The sequence below is a fragment of the Candidatus Hydrogenedentota bacterium genome, assembly GCA_016791475.1.
GTDB lineage: Bacteria > Hydrogenedentota > Hydrogenedentia > Hydrogenedentales > JAEUWI01 > JAEUWI01.
This window is the reverse complement of the sequence record JAEUWI010000111.1, coordinates 1-1,135: the sequence shown is the minus strand read 5'-3', so window position 1 is coordinate 1,135 and position 1,135 is coordinate 1. Positions and strand designations below refer to the sequence as shown.

The window sequence follows — 1,135 nt, the reverse complement described above, 5'->3', positions numbered from 1 at the left end:
TTCACGCAGACGCAGGGCTACATCGAGGGCAACCCCTTCGGCAGCGGCATCGGTACGGACTATACCTTCAGCAACGGTGAGCTGGTGCTGCTCTATGGTCCGCTGAACCAGGGCCGCCTGCCGGACTACCACCGCCTGGACCTGGGGGTGACCAAGACCTGGCGCCTGAGCGACCGCAGTGCGATCGAACTCGACCTGAGCGTGACGAACGCTTATGACCGGGACAACATCTTCTACTACGACCGGGTGCGCGCCCGGCGGGTGGACCAGCTGCCGGTGCTGCCGAGCGCGGGCCTGAGCTGGAGCTTCTAGCGGAAACTCAGCCGCAGGCCACCAGCCGCAAGCCACAGGCCACCAGCCGCAAGCCACAGGCCACCAGCCGCAGGCCTCAAGCCACAGGCCGCAAGCCACCAGCCGCAGGCCACAGGCCACAAGCCGCTCACAACTACCGGAAGCTGGAAGCTGGAGGCTGGAGGCTAGAGGCTGGAGGCCGGAAGCTGAAAGCTGGAAGCTGGAGGCGGGAGGCCTGCGGCTGGAGGCTTGAAGCTGGAAGCTGGAGGCTGGAGACCGGAAGCTGGAGGCCGGTAGCAGGTAGCTGAAAGCGGGAGGCTGAAAGCCCAACGTCGCTGATCAGAGCGTGAACTTCTTGATGAAGGCCATGAGCTTGATCTGATGATGTTCGATGAGCATCAGCAGCTCTTCCACCTTCTCCTTGGGTGCCCATGGACGCCTCTGCAGCACCAGGGTCTGCGTTTCAAGCTCGAACGACGACCCCAAGGCGATCTCCATGAACCGGAGCTTGTCCTTTTCAGTCCGTCTTGAACTGCCTTCGGCGATATTGGATGTGATGGAAATAGCGGCCCTCGTAGACTGTCCCTTGAGTTCGGCGACCTTGGAATAGGGCAGGTCCTCGTAAAGGTCGAAGACGACATCTATGATGTCCATGCCGAGCTGCCAAACCTCGAGTTTCTTGAAGTTCTTCATGGTCGAATGATGTTGATCGAAGTTCGGTGATCCGATCCGCACCACCCCTGAGCCGTTCTGCACAGACCCGAACGCCACGGGCTTCATACCGCAGGCCGCAAGCCACCAGCCGCAGGCCACAGGCCACCAGCCGCAAGCCACAAGCCGCTTA

2 protein-coding genes are annotated in these 1,135 nt (G+C 61.6%); one reads left to right on the top strand and one right to left on the bottom strand.

Annotated elements, in window-relative coordinates; genetic code table 11:
• A partial coding sequence (locus tag JNK74_28120; GenBank protein MBL7650056.1) for a hypothetical protein occupies positions 1-312 on the top strand: 312 nt, incomplete at its 5' end.
• Positions 313-630: 318 nt separating this feature from the next.
• Here JNK74_28120 and JNK74_28115 read toward each other — a convergent pair.
• Positions 631-1,135: four helix bundle protein (locus tag JNK74_28115; GenBank protein ID MBL7650055.1), on the bottom strand; the 505-nt coding region annotated here is incomplete at its 5' end.